Origin of the sequence: Tissierella carlieri (genome assembly GCF_018917285.1) — a bacterium.
In the GTDB taxonomy this organism is placed as follows: domain Bacteria; phylum Bacillota; class Clostridia; order Tissierellales; family Tissierellaceae; genus Tissierella; species Tissierella carlieri.
Window position 1 is genome coordinate 1 of record NZ_JAHLOH010000033.1, and the last position, 20,217, is coordinate 20,217.

18 protein-coding genes are annotated in these 20,217 nt (G+C 33.3%); 2 read left to right on the forward strand and 16 right to left on the reverse strand.

The genetic code is table 11. The annotated features are described in order from the left end of the window. From KQI38_RS10165 to KQI38_RS10215, 11 genes are all read right to left on the reverse strand, one after another. A partial coding sequence (locus KQI38_RS10165; protein WP_216559006.1) for an ABC transporter permease occupies window positions 1-2,453 on the reverse strand: 2,453 nt, incomplete at its 3' end. Between the two features lie 183 nt (window positions 2,454-2,636). Further along, window positions 2,637-2,822, reverse strand: coding sequence for a hypothetical protein (locus KQI38_RS10170; protein WP_216559008.1), 186 nt, complete (start codon window positions 2,820-2,822; stop codon window positions 2,637-2,639). Window positions 2,823-2,865: 43 nt separating this feature from the next. Beyond that, complete coding sequence (locus tag KQI38_RS10175; protein WP_216559009.1) at window positions 2,866-3,138, reverse strand: hypothetical protein; 273 nt, start codon at window positions 3,136-3,138, stop codon at window positions 2,866-2,868. 13 nt (window positions 3,139-3,151) lie between these two features. Next, window positions 3,152-4,237 (reverse strand): hypothetical protein, encoded by a 1,086-nt coding sequence (locus KQI38_RS10180; RefSeq protein ID WP_216559011.1) that lies wholly within the window; start codon window positions 4,235-4,237, stop codon window positions 3,152-3,154. A gap of 17 nt (window positions 4,238-4,254) precedes the next feature. Further along, window positions 4,255-5,694 (reverse strand): radical SAM/SPASM domain-containing protein, encoded by a 1,440-nt coding sequence (locus tag KQI38_RS10185; RefSeq protein WP_216559014.1) that lies wholly within the window; start codon window positions 5,692-5,694, stop codon window positions 4,255-4,257. 64 nt (window positions 5,695-5,758) lie between these two features. Beyond that, window positions 5,759-5,926: a hypothetical protein gene (locus KQI38_RS10190; protein ID WP_158220068.1), complete on the reverse strand. Its 168-nt coding sequence runs from the start codon at window positions 5,924-5,926 to the stop codon at window positions 5,759-5,761. A 133-nt stretch (window positions 5,927-6,059) separates the two neighbouring features. Beyond that, complete coding sequence (locus KQI38_RS10195; protein ID WP_216559017.1) at window positions 6,060-6,671, reverse strand: response regulator transcription factor; 612 nt, start codon at window positions 6,669-6,671, stop codon at window positions 6,060-6,062. Further along, on the reverse strand, window positions 6,649-8,304 hold the full coding sequence (locus tag KQI38_RS10200; RefSeq protein ID WP_216559020.1) for a sensor histidine kinase: 1,656 nt from the start codon (window positions 8,302-8,304) through the stop codon (window positions 6,649-6,651). The genes KQI38_RS10195 and KQI38_RS10200 overlap by 23 nt, the downstream gene beginning before the upstream one ends. A gap of 1 nt (window position 8,305) precedes the next feature. After that, a complete protein-coding gene (locus KQI38_RS10205; RefSeq protein ID WP_216559023.1) occupies window positions 8,306-11,086 on the reverse strand; it encodes a type 2 lanthipeptide synthetase LanM family protein in 2,781 nt (926 codons plus the stop codon). A gap of 188 nt (window positions 11,087-11,274) precedes the next feature. Further along, window positions 11,275-11,448: a hypothetical protein gene (locus KQI38_RS10210; RefSeq protein ID WP_216559026.1), complete on the reverse strand. Its 174-nt coding sequence runs from the start codon at window positions 11,446-11,448 to the stop codon at window positions 11,275-11,277. Between the two features lie 360 nt (window positions 11,449-11,808). After that, window positions 11,809-12,183: a hypothetical protein gene (locus tag KQI38_RS10215; protein ID WP_216559029.1), complete on the reverse strand. Its 375-nt coding sequence runs from the start codon at window positions 12,181-12,183 to the stop codon at window positions 11,809-11,811. 383 nt (window positions 12,184-12,566) lie between these two features. On the opposite strand from KQI38_RS10215, the gene KQI38_RS10220 reads away from it, so the two are divergent. Both KQI38_RS10220 and KQI38_RS10225 read left to right on the forward strand, forming a co-directional pair. Then, window positions 12,567-13,766, forward strand: a complete 1,200-nt coding sequence (locus tag KQI38_RS10220) for a relaxase/mobilization nuclease domain-containing protein (RefSeq protein WP_216559031.1) — start codon at window positions 12,567-12,569, stop codon at window positions 13,764-13,766. 650 nt (window positions 13,767-14,416) lie between these two features. After that, window positions 14,417-14,620: a hypothetical protein gene (locus tag KQI38_RS10225; RefSeq protein ID WP_216559034.1), complete on the forward strand. Its 204-nt coding sequence runs from the start codon at window positions 14,417-14,419 to the stop codon at window positions 14,618-14,620. Between the two features lie 602 nt (window positions 14,621-15,222). Here the strand turns inward: KQI38_RS10225 and KQI38_RS10230 are convergent. From KQI38_RS10230 to KQI38_RS10250, 5 genes are all read right to left on the reverse strand, one after another. Further along, complete coding sequence (locus KQI38_RS10230) at window positions 15,223-16,788, reverse strand: M23/M56 family metallopeptidase (protein WP_216559037.1); 1,566 nt, start codon at window positions 16,786-16,788, stop codon at window positions 15,223-15,225. Beyond that, on the reverse strand, window positions 16,781-17,179 hold the full coding sequence (locus tag KQI38_RS10235) for a BlaI/MecI/CopY family transcriptional regulator (RefSeq protein WP_216559040.1): 399 nt from the start codon (window positions 17,177-17,179) through the stop codon (window positions 16,781-16,783). The genes KQI38_RS10230 and KQI38_RS10235 overlap by 8 nt, the downstream gene beginning before the upstream one ends. Window positions 17,180-17,580: 401 nt before the next feature. Further along, the gene (locus KQI38_RS10240; RefSeq protein WP_216559043.1) at window positions 17,581-18,675 is read right to left on the reverse strand and encodes a hypothetical protein; all 1,095 of its coding nucleotides are present in this window, start codon (window positions 18,673-18,675) and stop codon (window positions 17,581-17,583) included. A 101-nt stretch (window positions 18,676-18,776) separates the two neighbouring features. Further along, entirely contained in the window at window positions 18,777-19,193 is a 417-nt protein-coding gene (locus tag KQI38_RS10245) for a hypothetical protein (protein ID WP_094900534.1), read from the reverse strand. Between the two features lie 589 nt (window positions 19,194-19,782). Beyond that, the gene (locus KQI38_RS10250; protein ID WP_216559046.1) at window positions 19,783-20,154 is read right to left on the reverse strand and encodes a sigma factor-like helix-turn-helix DNA-binding protein; all 372 of its coding nucleotides are present in this window, start codon (window positions 20,152-20,154) and stop codon (window positions 19,783-19,785) included. Window positions 20,155-20,217: the final 63 nt, after the last annotated feature.

Consider the following 20,217-nt stretch of genomic DNA (forward strand, 5'->3'; position numbering starts at 1 on the left):
TTTTCATCTACAATAATTGTTTCAAGACCTTTATAACCTCTAATATATTCCTTATGAAAATCTTCCAATGAATAACCATCTATAATATTTAACTCAGTAAACTCCATAACTCCATCAGAACTATTGTAGCTTTTGTTACTAGCTTTTACTACAAATTTAGGAGGAGATATAAAAACATGAACCTTATCCTTTTCTCCAACTTCATACTTTTCTATAACACCATCCCTATCTGTATATAGCTCATCATAAATCATTAATGCTGTGGCAGAATAGTCTTCAACTAATTCTGTTTCCATTAAGTTATTTATATGTCTTCCACTAATTGGACCTGTTCTTGTATCTGAAACTAAATTTCCTTGTGCTATTATATCTGCTGTTATTATGTAGTCTTTATATGCCTTTTCTATAAGTTCATTATTTTTAATGGTTATGTAATTCATCCATAATAATGAAAAAGTAAATATTCCTGCTAATACTATTAGAAGAATAGATGTAGCTTTGGAACGCAAATTATGCTTTAATGAAAATCTTCTTAATGCTTTTTTGCTGTCCTTTTTCCCTATCAATTTATCATCTTTTATATCTTTCTCTTTATCATCTTCTAATTGTTTCGTAATCACTTTACTTTCTATTGTCATTGCATTAGTAGCTTTAGCCACTTCCAAACTTTCAGTTTTCCCTTGAATCGTTTTTCTCTTTTTATTGTTGTTAATTAAATCTATAATAGAAGAATTTTTAAGCTTATTTATTCTAAGCATCAACATTATCACAAAGGGAAGCATAGATAATAGGATAAATAGTATAAAGTATTTTATATCTAATCCTGAGTTAACAGTAGTCTGTGTAGTAGCAGGAACACTTCCTAACAATTCCATCGACTTCTCCATAGCATTGTTAAAACCTATATAGCCTCCAATTCCCGATGCTATCATACCATATATAATTAGTGGTAATACCAGATGTTTTCCACTAATCTTTGACGGAATTCCCAAAGCCCTTTCTATTGCATAATTAAGCTTGTGTCCTTCTATATATACATATATCACAAACCCTTGTATTAATATTAAAAGTACACTAAAAAGCACAAAGTTTATTGCTGTAGCTCTTTTAATTGGAGCAGAAGACTCTAAAAAGCTTTCCACATTATTTATTAAAAAAGATAACTCATATCCTAATTCTTTTAATGGCTCTTTATACTTTTCTATAAAAGCTGATTCATCACTTGCGTTTTTTAAAACAAAAGTATATGAGTAAGAATCAATAGGTATTGACTCATCTAACCCTTTAGTATATCTGCCAAGTTCTACAGGTATGGTACTATTCGGAACATACATATAAACGTATTGAAATCGAGGGGAAACGTTGAAATTAAATATACCTATTACTTCAAAGGGCTTAGGTTCACTGACATAATATGTCTTCCATTCTCTTTTATCCTTTTCTGAACATAATTCTGAAAAACCATAGTCAGAATCCCGCATTTTAATATTAATCTTATCTCCAATATTTATTTTATGATTTTTGGCAACGGTATCATGTATTATAACTACATGGTTTTGATTTTCATCATCCTCCTTGTTAAACCAACGTCCTTCTACTAGATAATAATCCTTTGCACTATCTTGTACTTCCGGCATTGTTGTCATATCCTTAATGCCTGTAAGAAAATATGAAATAATATTTTCATTTATAAAGTCCATTTCCTCTTTGATGATTTTAAACTGTGGAGCCTCCCAATCTATATACCCATTATCATCTAGCTCTATATAGAGAGGTCCATCATTATAAAGCGGTTTAGCAAAGAAGCCAATCTCACCAGATGCATGAAGAAATGTTCTGAATAAGTACTTTTTTCCAGGTTTCATTTGGAATAGCTCATCTATTACATCATCATTGATATATTCAAGTTTTTCTCCCGTTACTATGGAATGGGATAAAAAAAGGAATCGATGTTCCTGCTCATTTTTATAGCGAAAATCTCCTTCTATATAGTCTGGATTTCCTGCCAATATATTTGTAACCTTAACATCTAATGCTGAACCTTCATAAATGCTCTCAGCATGTTGATATTTATATACTTCTCGCATTTCTCCAATAAATATATGATCAAGTGCATTTGAACCTGGTATATGGAAAAAAACAGGATTATTTCTTTTATTTCTATATAACCCATCTATCACTCCAATAGTATATCTTTTATTATCTTCAAAATCTATCATTGGGTCACCAGTGATTAGCTCCTGAGCTTCTTTTACATCAAAGTTATTTTCATCTAATGGTAGTATTTTTCCGATACTTCTATAATATTTTCCAATATTATCAATCTCCCTATTAACTATGTAAAACTGACTAATGCTCGATATAAAGAGATTTGATGCTATTAGCAGTATACTTAGAAGGAGTATTCCCTTCAGAGGTCTTCTTAGGTTGGATTTGTTTATTGGATTTTTCATGGATTTCACTCTCCTTATACTTTATTTACTATTAATTATATGAATAAACCAATCTATTATAATATATATGTATAATTTCTCAATAATTCAATATAATTGTAAGTCTAGGCAGTCAAGCTACCTAGACTTACTTAACCTGTATGCCTTAGCAATGATTACTTTTTCATAGATGCAGCATTGGCATCATATGGATAAAGCAACAGTATCATAGCGATTTCTGTCGTATATACTTTGATCATTTCTATTATATGGAGTTGTGAATGCTAAATCTGAGCTACAACTACACCAACAAGAGCATGAAGCCATTGGGCATGCACATATTGCATATGATTCTACTGTATTGAATCTCTTAGCTTTACGAAGTTTCATAGTATCCCCCCTTCTTTTTTTACACCCTATCCATAATCCAATGTCAATTATTTGTTGCAAACTCCCCTTGTGATATTGATTTAAGTATGTCATTTATGCTGGCTAAGGCATACATTGGTTTTTCATTGATATCAATCATAATTCCCGATCTCTTTTCAAATTCTAATACTAAGGCTGCTAGTTCAAATCCTGATAATCTGAAGTGTTTTCCTGTCAATGGCATATCCCAATATTCTTCTTTTAGTCTATCATGTGAAATCAAATAATCTTCCTCTAAGATTTCCAATAATACTGTGGTTAATTCTTTTGTAATCATCTATTCATCTCCTTCAATAAGATAATCTATTGATGATATTATTTGTAATCATATTTGTACCAGCCTGTATTACATTGATAATTGGAATCTTAGATTGACCCTGATTAAATTGTAAACTTTTATTTACTTCTTCAGTAGGTATATGAACCCATGAAAGTTCTTGTGACTGAACCACATATAAGGAATCTATTATAGAATTGCTGGCATGAACACCATCTAATTTGGTATTATATTTTTCCTCAACAAACTTACTGACCATCTCTACATACTCAGCTACACATAATTCAACAGGTATAACATTTATCATAGAATCTGGAATTACTGCCAAGGACAACATATAAGTCCTTATGCCATATCCGTTATGTGCAAATTCATTGTATTCCATAATTGGATCAGGTGTTTCTATTAATATAATATCCGGTTGTTCTATATGTTCTACTTCCTTTAATGTTTCTTTTAAATATGATATAGTTGTCTTTTCATCAAGTCCATTGCTAAACAAAGCATTTATGCTGTGAAAATTTGTACCTAATGAAAATGGTGTTTTAGTAAATACACTTACTTTCAATCCCAATTCAATTAGATTTAAATAAGACTGAAGTAAAACCTCCAATACATCCGGCTCATCAAGCATCCCTCCGACTAAGATAACAGGAGTCTGCAAAGAGCCCTTCGTCTGTCCCAGTTCATTATTCTTATGCTCTTCTATGATTATTTTCATATTATCTTTATAGTCTTCAGATAGTCTTCTCATCTCATCCCTTACTGCAAATATTGATTTGGCATAATAATTGACTTTCATTCCCTTCTGCAAAGCAATATTTGCAATATCAAAAAAATCTTCATTGTCAAAATCATCTTCTATATCGTCAACCAATACAAGTATATCAGCATCAGATTTATTTATATTATCTATTAAGTTCCCCTTTTTCCCTATTGACGGATGATTGCAGGCGAAGGACAAATCCTTATCCTTCAATCCCAGCCCTTGCGGAGCATAGACCTCGGTTATTTCATACCTGTCCTGCAATTTGTTATAATGTTTAATATATGGTAATAGTCTAGGATAAAATGGATATATAGCAGCTTTTTCTCCCATTTATATCTTCTCCTTTTTTATACATTCCGTACTTGCTCCCCATAATATTCAGGAATTTCCTTCATTATTAAGTACTCCATTATCTCTGAATAAGCAGTAGATTTAGAGGCTCTGCAATGTGACAGCTTTAATTCCTTAGACATATTCTTAGTTCCGTCATCAGCCTTTTTTGCACATTGATTACAATATCTAAAAGCCCAGCAACCCTTACACTCTTCCTCCGTTAATTGACTAAAATTGAGTAATCTTTCTATTTGTTTAATGTCAAATTCCTCTTTTAGAGTCCCTATTTTCATTGCTTCTGAGGTTTCGCTTACTCTCTCACAGGGAAATAAATTTCCATTTATATCGGAGAATAATCTCATTTGTCCTGGAATACAAGGTCCTGAAGGTGCATCATAGGCTTTTATAGCCGGTGATTCTTCAAATTTATATAAATCATTTACTGTTTTCTGTATCACTGACTTTGATATTGAGGATATCTTCTCTATTGGATATCTTTTCCAATAGGACATAAGGGCTAGAAATATATTATATTCAAATTTCCAAATATAATCTTCTGAATAGTTTAATGGCTTATCATAGTCATAATCAGTATCTATTACAGTTGCGTTTAGGTTTAGAGGCTTAAAATCCCTGCCACCTAATGTGACTGAGTTTATACAGTCAAAGTCATTACTTGGATCCATAACCATACTGATACTTAGCTTCTCACCAAAATCAGGATATTTTTCTTGAATAAGCTGAATTTTTTTCATAACAGAATCATAGGTACCACTGCCATCTGGATATACTCTATTTAGGTCATTGATTTCCTTTGGACCATCTAGGCTTATCATTAGACTAAAATCATGCTCTATTAAAAATTCAATTTTTTCTTCATCTAAAAGAGTACCATTGCTGGTCATATTATATGAAATCTTTTTTCCTTTAAATATCTTTTCTGCATAATCAACAACATCTTTAATTAAACCAAAGGCTAATAGCGGTTCTCCTCCATAAAAGCTTATATTTATATGCTTGCTATCAATTGAATGAGCTAACAAAAAATCTATTGCTTCTTTTGCTGTTTCTAAGGACATACTTTCCTGACTATGGGTTCTTTGCTTCTTATTTGTTTCATCGGAATATACGCAGTATTTACATCGAAAATTGCAGCCTTGAGTAACTTGTAATGTTATTTTATTTAGTTTACGCTGCATAAAATAAGGTAAGTAATTTGCATAGGAATGTTGAAGTTTTTCTACGTTATTTTTTGTTGACAGATATCCATGATGATGAAGCTGAATTAACTCTTCTGTAGGCAATTTTTCTGTTGAAAAATCATCTTTCCCCTTTAGTACCCCATCTAAATATTGAAATGATTCTTTATTTATAGGAAGAATTTCACATTTCACTCCATCTAGGAGATAATAATTGTTGATTGTTTTAAATAACTGTATTATCGGTTTATTCATCCAATCACCTCCATAAAATATTCTTTATGGTATTTATATTCTGGTTATTATTCTATATACTTTACTAGCAACATACTAAAAAGCTTGTAGGACATGGGCTTGTTATAGTTCTTGTGAATAATTCATCTTCATAAATTAGGTTCATCATTTGTTGCTCAGTCATGTCCATAATTAAATTTTTGTCAATCATTTCATCCACAGTCTTGTCTATTTTTTCTAATAATATATTCATGCTTGTCTACCCCCTTTATTATTTTAATTAAAGTATATTTTATAATAAATTTCTTGTCAGCTAACTTTTGTACATATTTTAAAATTTTCCAAAAAATAAAAACATAGAATTATCTATTCTATGCTTTAATATTTCAAAAAAAATTTGGCTTTATATATCCCAATTCCAGTGCTTTGTTTATCATTTCCTGATAGTTTTTTACATCTAATTTTTCATAAATTCTATTTAAGGCTACTGCTAATGAACTAACTGATATATTACATTTATCTGCAACTTCCTTTCTTGAACATCCTGAACTATATAATTGCAATATCTCCTTTTCTCTTTCCGTCAGTTCATTTATATGGCTAGTTACTTTTCTAAATATGGTTTCTCCATTATATACCTTTTTAAGCTTTTCAATTAATACTTCTGTATACTCATCTTTACATATAAAGCCTTTAGCTCCTATTTGTTGCGCTTCTGCTTCATATCCCGGCATATCAAATCCTGTTAGCATTACTATTTTCAATGTATTATCTCTCTTTAAAAGTTCTTTTGCTATTGTAAGACCGTCTTCCTTCCCTGTAATCTTTTTGATATTGATATCCATTAAAATAATGTCATATTCTTTATTTAGTATTTTTCGTTTTGCTTCACCCACGTCCTGTAATATATGAACATTTTCAATACATTCATCTCTCTCCAAAGTGAGCTTTAGACTTTCACAAAACATTCCATGGTCATCTATTAATAAAATGTTCATAGGTTATCTCCCCCTTAATTGGTATTTTAATACTTATGTTAACTATGGAATTATTAAATATATCTGTATTCATTAACATATCAGTATCTATTGATGAATTTATATCCAATGTACCACCAAACCTATCGACTTCTCTTTTTATAATCTTAAGACCTCTGCTATCGGTATTGTTACTATTTTCATTGCTCAAATAGTCTCCATAGTTAGTTACTGTTAATGAAATTATTTTATCTTGAATCTTCAATTCTATAGAAGAAAAATATCCTTTTGAATGTTTGAAAATGTTGGTAATTAATTCATGAATCATTCTATAAATTACTAAATCATATGGTGAACTTAAAAATAATTTGTCGTCACATATAAAATCTACCAGTATATTATCATTTCCAAATCTCTTTTTTAAGGATTGTATCAGATTGTAATAGTTTTCCACCAAACTTATATTATAATTTATATAGGGTCTATGCAGACTAATTTGTCCTCTTGTCGTATTTATCATATTATCCACGATTTCAAATATTTTATCATTTATTGATATTTCATAGTTGTCACGAAGCTCCTTCTTTATATATATGGCATCTTGTAAAATCTCATCATGTAAAAAATCCGCCACCTGTTCCTTATATATTTCTTCCTTTCTGAAGTCTGATATACTGGTTTCTAATATTTCTTTAAATATACTGGGAGATACCAATCCATTTTGTTTATGATTTATTCTGTTATCTTTGAGCTTTATATAATGATTTAATAGCTGAGATTGCTTTAATATCGTAAAAAAGCTAAGGAGTGAAAAGATAATTAATTTTAAATTCTCTTTATTATCCTTGATGCAATATAAATATCCTATTATAAAAATGCAATTAATTATTATACTTCTATTTATGGTACTTTTTTTATTCTTTACAAGCTTCCAAAATCCTATAGCCGATAAAACTAGATAGCTCAGAAACATTTCTATTAAATTTAGGTATATATATAAGTCGTAGTTATGCATTCCGCTATATTCCTGAAAAATAACGAAAGTCAATATAAAATATATAATATTTACAATAGCAAATAATGAAATTATGGGAAGCAAATGCCTGCCATAATTTCTAAGCTTTTTATAATTTAATACTAAGAATATACTCGGATAAATAATAATGATTATAAATGTAATCTGATAAACTAACATATAAATCTCAATTTTAAATATTCCAAACATTATCCCTACAGCCCATAAAGCAACTACAATATACTTATAAAACAACTTTCTGCTAATATTCTGTGTTGAAATCTTCAGAGTTATATCCAGTATAATAAACATAACTATGCTTTGAGCATATATATATCTTATATCACTATATTTTAAGTAACCTATATCAATTATCAGAAAAAAATTTAACATAGTAGCTGATATAGAATAATAGTATATCATCAATTTACTTTTATCATTTAATAATAGAACCACATAAACGATAAAGCTGTGGACTAAGGCTGAAAATATAGTTAAATATTCTATTATATTGTATTCACGCCTGTTTAATACTTTAAATGCTAAAAAATGCAGCAGCATCTGAATAAAAATATAGCTTGTAAGAACTACTTTCTTATCAATATATGTACCAAAAAATTTTAATACTGATTTTTTCATCTTAAACCTCCAGCAGCAATACAGAAGGATATTTGCTTGGGTCTGATATCCTAAGCATTTCATATCCTATTCCTGATAATCCTAACATAAATCCAGAACTGTCAAATTCCTGTCCTACACCATTTATATATCCATTTTCAATTATTTCATTTGCTCTGGCAATAGCTTTATTATATAAATTTAAATCACCATTTTCTTTATAGACTTCTAACAATAATTCTATATTTCCTAGATTTCCATGACATAAGCAGTCACTATCACGATATAGACCATTTTTCTCCACAGCTCTCAATGCTTTAGCCATATCATTGGAAGTATCTATTATATCCTTACCTTTTAACCTTGATAGCCCTATACCAGTTGCTCCATGGCACCAATGTATAGGTGAAGTATCTAAGCTTGTAACTTCTTCACTTCTCAAATCTATCCAATTCTCAATATTATCACTATAATAGTTATTTTCTATCTTTATGAGATTTTCAATTATAGATATATGATTTTTATAGTTAGTCAGCCTGTATAATTTACCCAGTGCATAGGATATTCCCGCTAAACCATGGGCAAATCCAGTTATTATAAGTTCATTGCCATTATTTTTCTTCCAGTAAGCTCTGTCTTTCTCTATATGAATATTTTTTATTATATCTATTCCAATACCTATTGATAAGTCTTCCAGCTCTCTATCTTTAGTTAATTCAAATATATTTAAAGTGACTACAAGAACACCTGATAATCCATCGATTATATCATATGATGTATTTTGAAATATCTCAGCTTTACAATTATTTATAATGGAAAGACTTTGATAAAGCATGTCCTTATCTTTTGTTTGATTATATAAGAAAGCATATAAATATGCTAATGAAACCATTCCATTAAATGCTGATGAAGATTTATTATTTGTCCCCTGAAGGTCAATCTTTATGGTATTTAATATTTTTTGCAATATATTCCTATATTTTACATCTTTCGTTTCCTGATATAAACAGGAAAAAAATATAGCATTACCTGTTAATCCACCATATAGATAAATATCTTGAGCTTTGATAGTCCAAGTAGGAAATGTATTTTGCAAGTCTAACCAACTAATGGTCTCTGTTTTTTCATCAATCATGGCTTTATCAATCAGAATATCTCCTATTCCCTCTGCTGCCTTTGTCAATGAATCCCTTTCATTTTTTATCATATTATAATCTCTTTTTTCTCTAACTGTGTTCCAAGTCTTTTTTTGCTTTGCCATTACCTTTTCTATAAGATATATTTGGGTACGCAAATCCCTTTGATTTAAATTTTTTATCCTTTCATTTGTTTCCATCAAAGGGGTTTTATCCAGTACAAAACAACTATCTCCATTGGAGTTATATACAGTCTTATCATTGATATTTCCATAGAAATAGGGAATATCATCATTAAATAAATCTTCCAGTTCTGATTGATATATCATTTTAATATTATGATCGTTAGCTGTCTTGAAAAGAAGATGATACAATCTATTTAATTCTGATTTGTCCTTTAAATATTTAGGATTCTTACCCATTTCAAGAATCATAGCATATAAATTTGTATTTCTAAAAAGATATCTTGGACGAACATCATAAAATAATTCACCTGAATTTATTAGCTTCAAAAGCTCTTCTTTATTGTTTTTAAGTAAGAGGTATCCTTCTTCAAATCCTGCTATTATCTCTTTAATATAATCTTTAGGGTCAACAAGAATATCCTCTATACATCCAATATTATACTTATTCTCTATAATAGCGTCTTCTTTAACGACTTCTATTTCATCAGTAAATTGATTCTTAATCTTAACTTTACCATTCTCTATTACTTGTCCACCTTTTCCCGTTATACCTGAAATATCCATATTTGAATTATGGAATTTGACAGATGTAGGAAAAAGCTGTGTTCTTAGGATTGATTGATTTATGTTCCTATTCAAGATATCAGTAGCACTTTTTAGCTCTAAATGACAATTTTGAAACCCATCCACTTGAAAAATTGTTTCTAAATCTATTATATAGGGAAATTCTCCACTAACTATAATATTTTCCATATGTAAATCTTCTATCTTAAAAATATAGGATATGGCAGCTAAAATACCTATTCTATAATATAGCTTTTGAATCTCCCGCTCTGATTTACATGGCTTGTTATCCACAAATTCCTGCCAATGATACTCTCCTTTATCTAATATTTCAATATTAGCAAGCCTTAAGGATGGTTCTTTGGAATTGAACCAATCGATAAAAGTTCTCCAATATATATCTATTTTACCGGAGCGAGGCTTATAAATTATTCTTCTATTATCTTTTTCAATTATACAAATGGATTTTAATCCTCTATGATAATCCGAAACCCCATATTTTATATGACAATCTGTTAAATCTTCCATATTGAACCCAAACTTTTTATGGATTTCTTCCTTATCTCTTTTTACTCTAATATTTAAATCATTATAATTTATTATATGGTTATGGAGGATGCTATCTAATCTCTGCTTAAGTAGAGGATACATCCTATTGACCAAACCATGAAATTCCTCTGTAGATGAGTAATTATCGAAATACCTATATCTTTCTTCCGAAGAATCACCCTTTAATAAGCTTTCTTTTTTAAATGCGAAAAATAGGATTAACAATGTTTTTATGGAGTTAGAAAGGATTTCGTTTAATAAGTAATCATAAAACTCTACACTAAAATCCTCCTTACTCTGTCCTTCCAGATATTTATCTAAATAGCTTCTTACATAACCTTCAAATTGATTTTTTTTATATTTCTCCAATATCTACACCCATTTCTATACATAAAGTATTTTGTAATTTTATATTCGATAATTTAATTATATAGTTTTAAAATTTGAAAGTCATCTAACCTTTATCTAAAAAACAATTATTCGTCTAGCTTTAATTAATTGTAAGCCTAGGTAGTTTAACTACCTAGGCTCACTAAACCTGTATGCCTTAGCACTGATTAACCTCTCACTGCTGAATTGTTGGAATCATAGTGCTTATTATTGAATACTCTACTTCCGTTTGATGAATATACTGATGTTGAATCACAACTACAAGTACAAGTAGTAGCAATGCAGATACATGCTGCATAAGACTCTACTGTATTAAACTTCTTAGTCTTTTTCAGTTTCATGGTATCCCCCCTTTTTTTCTTATACACCCTATCCATAATCTCTCTATCTGTTATTTAAGTAAGGCATAGGGTATAATCATTTGTTTCAAATCCCCGTTATGTTGATTAAATTATTTCCTTTATAGACTAAGGCATACATTGGTTTTCCATGGATATCAAACTTTAGCGATGAATTATTTCAATATTTACATCCCTTTTTTTGTAATCTTATATTCGATAAATTAATTATATAATTTTAAAATCTTAAAGTCAGCTAACTTTTGTCCAAAATCTTAAAATAATTTAAAAAATTAAGTTCTTACAGAACGAAGTATTATTTCTGAATTATTGGACTTAATTTTTTCTATTTTTATGGATTATCTATATCTGTTTTTTTATAAAAATGATTCCATCTTCATTCTCTATTTTAGTATCAGATATTTTTTTAAATTCCATTATGATATTATCTTCATTTTTAATTGATATTGTTTCATCCTTCAAATTTATTTCAATATCTTCGTATTTTCCACTTTCATATTTTACATTCTCTATATCTTCTAGTTCCATATCAGGTTTAATTTCTCCGGAATTTACGGTTAAATTATTGTCAATAAATAATAGAGATGTTTTCCCATTTTCCTCTTCCCAAATTGTATTATTGAATTCTTCTGTTATTATTTGACTTTTTTTCTCACATCCTAATAAAGAAAAAGATAATACAATTGAAATAACCAACATCAATATTTTCTTATTCATATAATCACTCCTTTCGAATCTAAATACAACTAAACATATAAATTCTATTAAAATAACGCAGATTGATATCAATTAGAATCTATTTTTATTTAATAGACTCTACTATATTATCATTTGTTACATACCCCTCATATTCATCTTCATCTATTTGATGCCCTAAATCCAGAATTTTAATTTTCTTTATATTAAATATATTAATTTTTTTATACTATACTAATCATATAATCTTTAAATCTTAAAGTCAGCTAACTTTTGTCCAAAAATTAAAAATAATTTTAACATCTTAAAATGAAAGTTATTTTATATGTAAAAAAGGACAGCCCTTCTGTACAACCGCACAGAAGAACCGTTCCCTTGTGTCAATATTTGGAAAGGAGGTTTTCATGGCAACTACACGATTAATTTCCATGCACCAGAACAAAGGAAAATCCATTGCAGATTGCCTTGCAGATCGAACTGATTACGCAAAAAATCCCGATAAAACAAATGATGGCGAATACATCAGCTCTTATGAGTGTGACCCTAAAACCGTACAGGGAGAATTTCTTTTATCTAAGAGAATTTATCTCGACATTACAGGCAGAGAACAAACAAACGATGTGATAGCTTATCATATACGCCAGTCCTTTAAGCCGAGAGAGATTACCCCGGAGCTTGCCAATCAAGTAGGCTATGAATTGGGTATGCGGTTTACAAAAGGCAATCATGCTTTTTTCGTTGCTACTCACATAGATAAGGCTCATATTCATAACCACATCATTTTTAATTCTACATCACTGGACTGCACCAAAAAGTTCCGTGATTTCTTAGGTTCAGGTAGAGCTGTCCGTAAAATATCTGACCGTATTTGTCTTGAAAACGGACTGTCTATTGTTGAAAATCCAAAGCGTGGGAAAAACCATTATGGCAAATGGCTTGGAGATAAAAAACCTGTTTCTCATTCTGAAAAATTAAGGATTGCCATAGATGAAATCCTTAGAAAAAAGCCTGCCGATTTTGATACTTTCTTATTGCAAATGGAACAGGCAGGTTACTCTATTAAACAAGGAAAATATCTTGCCTTTAAAAGCAAAGAGCAAAAAAAATTCATTCGCCTACGTTCTTTGGGGAGTGGATACTCTGAGAAAGAAATCAAGGCAGTTATTGACGGTAAAAAGCCTTTTGCTAACAGAAAAAAAGCAACTGAAAAGACACAATCCCATGTCAATCTTTTAGTGGATATACAGGCAAAATTACAGGCTGGAAAAGGTGCTGGCTATGAACGGTGGGCAAAGATTTTTAACCTAAAACAAATGGCACAGACTATCAATTTTTTGACGGAAAATAATCTGCTTTTCTATGAAGATTTAGAGAAAAAAGCACAGACTGTCAGTGATAATTTCCATGAGCTATCGGCTCAAATTAAAACTGCCGAAAAGCGTATGACGGAGATAGGAAAACTTAAAAATCATATCATAAACTATTCAAAAACTCGTGAGGTTTACACCCCTTACCGTAAGGCGGGATACTCTAAAAAGTTCTATGAAAAACATACTTCTGATTGCTTTTGCATAAAGCAGCAAAGGCAGCTTTTGATGAATTAGACAGTAAGAAATTACCTACTGTTAAGGCTCTGCAAACGGAATATTCTGTACTACTTTCTGAAAAGAAAAATCACAGGATCAGAGATGATTTCTCATGTGATTTATAAGCTCCCAAAGGGAGCGTAGCCGTACAATTTATTGTGCGTTCAATGGGGATTGGGGATACTCCCCAACAAGCAGATTTGCCAAAACTCCCGTAAGGGAATTTTGAGCGAAATCGCAAGGTGTGTACCACCTTGCCCTGCTTTCCACTTGCCACTTGTATCAGGAATTCTGGATACTATTGGTTATACCGACTTTTTAGTTATCCCGACTGTAGGATAAATTCCCAAAAAACTAGGGTATTGATGCTGAGAAAATCGGGATAACTTTTAAAATAAATTAGACTAGTTTAGATGAACTATTAATCTGTATCTAAAAAAGTCGGTATAACATCATCAAAATATTTCTATTTTATTAGCATTATGGCAACAATAGATATAACGGTGTTAATCCCGACTTTATCTATTGGAGAGTGAACAATATGACAGAAGAAATAATAATCAGTAACCTTATTAAAAAGACAGCAGAAGAGTTACTGGAATTGGGGTTGGCTACTCATACCGTCTGGAATAGTTATGGTAGCTATTACCTTCCAATTGTTAAATTTCATGGATTTGACACTTGTATCTCAATGGTTGGGGCATGCTCATTTAGAAACCACAATGATTTATGCCCATGCAGATGCAGAACTCAAACGAAAAGCTATTCAAAAAGCAACTTCTATGCAAAGCCCATTGAATGATAGGTCTGCTGTTCCTCAGTTTGATGTGAGTGATGATGAGGTATTAAAACGATTATATGGATTAAAGTAATGTTATCCCGACTTTTTTAGATATAGAAGCAAAATGTATTGCCATTCAACAAAATTCAGATAAAAGTTATCCCGATTTTTATATCTGTAATTGTTATATTTACAACCATTTTTAAATTTATCGGGCTAACTAAAAAGTCGGTATAACTAAACTTATCAGGAATTTCAACTAACTTTAAAAATCATTGCTCCAACTTATCAGGAAAAACATTTTTATCTTAATATATGATTTGTATAAATCAAGCCTAAATACACTAAAACTTATCAGGAACTTTTCTGCGAATACCTACTTGTTCTAAGGTTTTTTCTAAAATTCCTGATAAGTTGTTCTTCCTGATAACCACAATAATCAGCACGTGATGATTATACCGGTTATCATCAAGAGTTTTTAATCAGCACCGTGAAGAAAAACTGTGATGGCTTGGGGGTTTCAACTGTTTTTGGTGCTGATTAAAATTTGTTAAATCACATGATGCTGGGCACACAAAAATGTGGGCTCCGCATTTTCACGAAACCCACACATATTTAACAACTACCACATCGCCAGAATGTCTTCAAGAATGGTCATCAGGTAAATACACCATCCATGACACTACGGAAAAATCAATCATCCCAGGCCTTCGACCCCCTGCCATCCGACCAATCTTCCGATGCAAAAACGCTCGTCGGGTCAATGTACTCACCGTCAATAATCAGGCGAAAATGTAGATGAGGGCTTGTTGCTTCGCCTGTCGAGCCAACATAGCCGATAACGTCACTTTGCTGCACCGTATCTCCCTCTGCAAGTCCTTCTGCAAATCCAAACAATTTCGAGTAAAAAGTCTGAATACCCCCGCCGTGATTCAAAATGACATAATTACCATCCGTTTCATTATCTCCTATCTCAGCGACTGTTCCCTTATCGGCAGTAAGTACAGGTGTGCCTTCAGGTGCCGGAATATCAATCCCGTTACAAAACACCATTTCCTTCTTCACGGGATGCATGCGGGTACCATATGCAGCGGTAATATGATTATACCCCGTTACTGGCCACAGATATTTCATGTCGATATTGCTATCGTTCTGTTTATCAGCACTGACATTGATAACATTGTCAATGTCGTTCCTTGTCGAACTGGTATCGATAACATTGTTAATGTCGTTCCCTGTCGAACTGGCAGCCAATGCCAATCCTATACCGCCGATTGCCAGGATTGCTGCAACGGCTAAAACTGTAATAGACTTCTTCGTTTTCTTAACGTTCAACATTCTTATCAATCTCCTTTTAATGTGCTTCTTACTCTCGCATAAGGGAGAATAAAAAGCCGTGTTCATGCCGGAATGGTTGTCCAGCGTGTTCAAAATGGCTTCGCCATAATGCTTTCTTTCCTCATGGGACATTTCGGATGCCAACGCCTCGTCGCAGGACAACTCGCCCCATATGCTTACATCCTTGCGGAGAACATGGACGAAGGGGTTAAACCAATGCAGCGTTCCCGCAATCAGCGCAAGCACTTTCACCCATAAATCCTTCCGTTTCAGGTGCATGAGTTCATGGGTCAGGACCAGCTTTAAGTCCGTTTCCGATATGTTGGATGCTGGCAGCAGTATCATGGGGCGGCACAGCCCCACAAGCATAGGGCTTGTAATTTTGTGGTTCAGCATCAGTTTTACATCACCGTGGACGCCCAAAGCCACTTTGCGTGAGGAAAGCAGGGCGGCGGCCGTATCCTCCGGTATGGGAATACTGTTTTCCAGAAGCCGCTTGCTAAATCTGCGGTAGCAATAGAAATGCCATCCGGCAAATACCATCGTGCCCACAAACCAAATGAGCAAAACGGCTCCCATTACTTCTAAAGACAGGTGTTTTTCCATAGCAGCAGGAAGATGTTTCTCCATCAGGGTATCTACTGCATCCACAAAACCGTTTGGCTGTAATGCTTCAGGGATAGCCATAGGTGGCGTTCCAGAAGGATGCCTTGGCGTTATTGTCTTTGGCAAAACAAAAGAAACCTTTCCCACAATAAGGGAAACAGGCAAGAGAAAAAAAGCAATTGCCATTTTCCCAATTCCGTATTGCCACTTGGCAGGAAAGATTTTTGCAGTTACAGGCCGAAGTAACAGCATCAACCCGACAACCACACTTCCCGCAATGGACATGGCAAGGAGATTTGAAAACAGATTACTCATTCTTTACACCTGCCTTTTCCGCGAACCAGCACCTCAATTCAGCTATTTCATCCTTTGTCAGTTCTTTGCCGTCATAAAGTGTTGCCAGGAAGTTTTTGACCGAACCCTCATACAGTGTTTCCAGCAGGCTTTTTGCTTCCCGGCTCCGGTATTCCTCCGGCGACATATAAGGCTCATAGATATTCGTGCGGCCCTGCTGCTTTGTGGAAATCAGGACGCCTTTCTCAACCAGCCTTGCCAGAAAGGTTGCCATTGTCTGCCCTTTCCATTCCTTACCTTTGTTCCGCGCAAATATGTCAAGCAGTTCGCTGGAAGTCATGGGATGGCCGGATGCCCAGATAATTTGCATCACTTCCATTTCCGTTTCCGATAGTTTTTGAAAATTGGTCATGGTGTACACCTCCGTTTATTGCCGTACGTCTGCGACAACTTTACTACACTTATGTAGTAATCTCATATTACTACAAACGCGTGGTGATGTCAAGAGAAATAATACAGAAATTTGCAGGCATGGGTTTATTGGTCCACTACTCGATATTCATAGGCATTAAAAAAACGGTTGATCCCCACAAGCAGTTTCTGCTTAGTTTCAATATAACAATCAGAAAGCCTGCGGTAATCTTACACTGCGTCGTAAAAAACGACCATAACGAAGAAGCTCCCAATCGTAGAATAATAACTACGATTGGGAGCTGTTGATAGCGAAGCCGGGCGTACGTTGTAGAATGGTTGAACAGAAGTCTCAGTAACATTGGTGTGACGGGCTTTCAAATCACAACTGGCTCAGTCGTCTCATTCAGCATATTTATATTCAGGCGGGACGATGTCCTCTTCTGCTTGTGGTTTGTCCAGATTTATCAGCAACACCGGAACAGAATGTGTAATATACCTCTGAAATGTATCTCCATAAGGAAGAGCAACTGCCATAATTGTACTTTTTCTATCAAGTTCAGATATGTCTATCGTAAAATCAAATTCTGCCGTCGTGCCTTTCTCAAGCGTAACCTCAAGATAGTCTTTACCCGAAATCAAAACCGGCTGTTGGTCGATTAATAGTGTAAGTCTATATTGGGTTGAATTTCCTCCATATAGTTTGATCTTTAAATCTGTATAGCCGTTTGCACCCATTTGTTGTACAATCTGATTCCCGCTGCCATCGTATAATTCGACAATTGGGTCTGAGTCTAAATAATTCGTCCCATCTTCATGCTCATACATTTTATATATTTCATTAGGAATCTCATATGTTCTTGAGGGGAACAATGCCATTTTTTTCGTTGTGGAATCGCTTCCTCTTTCTATTTTAACAGGGCTCGAAGGAGCGTTCATTATCTTATGTGTGTTTCCATATAAAGGATAATACTCGTATGGAATATAGGAAGGAGTAAATATATACGCAATATAAAACTCCACAATTTCTTCTTTTTGAAATCCAAGCGGCTCAAAATATAAATTCACATTTGTCGTGGTTTCCTCGCGATGGTCAACAATGTGCATATATTTCTCTTTTTCGTGCATAACACCGTCTACCTTAATTCTGGAAAGTACAGGTATACCCTCGACAAAAACCATGTAACCCTCTGTATAAGTTGGAGTTTCGCTTGCTAAGACTTCGAGTGAAACTTCGATAGGCTCGCCGTTGTATACATCGTATCCCAAGGTATGCGGAGAGTTTACCCTTTTACGCGATATCGTACCCTCCGGCAGTGGTTTTCCTATTGCCGATAATTGACCATAATTACTACTCTCCGAAGTATTAAGGGGATCTATACCCGTCGGCAGTGATTCCGCCGGAATGGGTTCCTTCGCGCAAGATGAAAACAAAAATAATATGCCTATCACCAGAAATACTGCTATCTTTCTCATGTTAATGATCATTCCTTTCAAATTATGAAGATTTTTGTATGCTGGATTATCTATGCGGAATATCTTCTTTTGGTTATTTGGCAGGAACGCGCGTTGCGCGTTCCTGCCAGACTACATAAATGCTAATAGACGGTAAATCCGACAAGATTTGTATATTTGGATATTGTCTCAGAGCCGTTATAGAAATCATGCGTACCGTAAGAAGTGTATTTTCCAGCGTTCAAATAGACATATGACGAAACGTAGCTCGTATTATACCCGGAACCAGAACTTGGTGTTGCAACAGTAGCTCCAGTAGAATAATTTACCACTTGGTGAGATGCTTTGATATAGGAGCTTGAGGTAGGGGAAGCTAGAAGTGTTTCTGAGAAACTAAGATTAGGTGAGCCTCCAACTCCGCAATACGTTCCTCCACTAAGTGTGCCGTTTTTCTGAGTAGAGGTAGAAAAACTTGAAGCAGCGAAAGCTGACATCGCACTTACGGACAGAATGGTAATGACCAGGGCCAGAGTCATGATTGATTTAATAGACTTTTTCATTGTAATTCTCCTTTTCTTTTTATTTGGATAATGATAGAAGTGTTATAAATCTACTGTGTATGAGCGCATTTATGGAAACATTGGAATTACCCCCTTTCATCTCGTATTTTGCGTCTTCTTCCTGTGGGTCGAGTTCAGCCGGGACCCTGCGCTGAGTATTCGATAAAGTCTCCCCCACTTTAATGATGTTGGCTTGCAAGCTTACTTACTAAAGAGATCCCGATAAATGATTTGTAAACGCTATACAAATAATTATGCGACTAAGCCCATGTTGTGAAGTTTAGCAAGTGGAAACCTTGCTTGAGAAGACACCAGCCGAGTCACCAATAGCGAGTCTTGGGTGTCTGAGAGTAATCGCAGCCACTAAGCGTAGCTAGTCAGGTAGTAGGCCTGAAAGTAACTGAGCCTCGAAAAGAGTAACCCAGGAAGGTTGACGGCGTCGAAAGTCTGGAAAACTTGGGTTGAATACAAAAAATAAGGAGAAAAATGTTTGTAATTTGTAAACTTATAAAGAAATATTTCAATTCAAAGGTAAGGCTTAAAGTGTATACAGCTAAAGGCGGGTGGGTTTAGTCCACACAAATAGATACTAAACAACAAAGGCTTTTCGTAATTTTTCTAAAGCCCTACGTTTTGTTTGGTTAACTGCTTGACGTGACGTACCACTTGATTGAGCAATATCCGCTGATGAGTATCCCAAAAAATAAATCGTATATATGATACAAAACTCATGCTGGTTCAAAATTTCATTAAGGCTGGATACTAACAAAGCATCGTCTCTATCAACTGTTGACAAAGATAGTTCTGCGTAATACTTTTCATTCTCATTTAGTCCTGAAAATGGAATTGTTGATTGGAAATATTTGCAGTTAGTCTTAGATTTATTAATATAGCTCGAATATACGGATTTACATATGTATGAAACTATGCCCCCTTCACAATTATGACGAAGCCTGCGCATTGAGAATTATATCTTTCAACATAGAACATCCCACCTTTCTATATGATAGAGAGGTGGGATGGG

Coding starts and splice junctions, on each gene's coding strand:
- KQI38_RS10170 (WP_216559008.1), bottom strand. CDS start 2,822: ATGAAACTTCGTAAAGCTAAGAGATTCAATACAGTAGAATCATATGCA.
- KQI38_RS10175 (WP_216559009.1), bottom strand. CDS start 3,138: ATGATTACAAAAGAATTAACCACAGTATTATTGGAAATCTTAGAGGAA.
- KQI38_RS10180 (WP_216559011.1), bottom strand. CDS start 4,237: ATGGGAGAAAAAGCTGCTATATATCCATTTTATCCTAGACTATTACCA.
- KQI38_RS10185 (WP_216559014.1), bottom strand. CDS start 5,694: ATGAATAAACCGATAATACAGTTATTTAAAACAATCAACAATTATTAT.
- KQI38_RS10190 (WP_158220068.1), bottom strand. CDS start 5,926: ATGAATATATTATTAGAAAAAATAGACAAGACTGTGGATGAAATGATT.
- KQI38_RS10195 (WP_216559017.1), bottom strand. CDS start 6,671: ATGAACATTTTATTAATAGATGACCATGGAATGTTTTGTGAAAGTCTA.
- KQI38_RS10200 (WP_216559020.1), bottom strand. CDS start 8,304: ATGAAAAAATCAGTATTAAAATTTTTTGGTACATATATTGATAAGAAA.
- KQI38_RS10210 (WP_216559026.1), bottom strand. CDS start 11,448: ATGAAACTGAAAAAGACTAAGAAGTTTAATACAGTAGAGTCTTATGCA.
- KQI38_RS10215 (WP_216559029.1), bottom strand. CDS start 12,183: ATGAATAAGAAAATATTGATGTTGGTTATTTCAATTGTATTATCTTTT.
- KQI38_RS10220 (WP_216559031.1), top strand. CDS start 12,567: ATGGCAACTACACGATTAATTTCCATGCACCAGAACAAAGGAAAATCC.
- KQI38_RS10225 (WP_216559034.1), top strand. CDS start 14,417: ATGGATTTGACACTTGTATCTCAATGGTTGGGGCATGCTCATTTAGAA.
- KQI38_RS10230 (WP_216559037.1), bottom strand. CDS start 16,788: ATGAGTAATCTGTTTTCAAATCTCCTTGCCATGTCCATTGCGGGAAGT.
- KQI38_RS10235 (WP_216559040.1), bottom strand. CDS start 17,179: ATGACCAATTTTCAAAAACTATCGGAAACGGAAATGGAAGTGATGCAA.
- KQI38_RS10245 (WP_094900534.1), bottom strand. CDS start 19,193: ATGAAAAAGTCTATTAAATCAATCATGACTCTGGCCCTGGTCATTACC.
- KQI38_RS10250 (WP_216559046.1), bottom strand. CDS start 20,154: ATGCGCAGGCTTCGTCATAATTGTGAAGGGGGCATAGTTTCATACATA.